Annotated in this window: 1 pseudogene; it reads left to right on the top strand. The window is 69.0% G+C overall.

Annotated elements, in window-relative coordinates:
- Positions 1 to 255 (top strand): annotated as a pseudogene (locus ACYOEI_RS41355) (hypothetical protein); the annotation flags it as partial.

Here is a 255-nt window from a genome sequence, read left to right as displayed (position 1 = left end):
ATCGCGAGGCGCAGCTCAAGGAGGAGGTCGGGCGGCTCCAGGCGTTACTCCGACTCCGCGAACAGCAACTCTTCGGGCGCAAGACCGAAACGGCCTCGGCATCCACCGGGGTGACCCCCTCGGCCTCTCGTGCCGACACGCCGCCACGACCACGCGGCCAGCAGCGGGGCAAGCCGGGGCCGAGTCGCCGGGATCATTCTCATCTGCCGGCCGTCCCCGAGGATCATGTCCTTCCGTCCGATCAATGTCGCTGCG

This window comes from Singulisphaera rosea, assembly GCF_054877945.1.
Note: the sequence above shows the minus strand (reverse complement) of the source record. Positions and strands in the feature narration are given on the sequence as shown.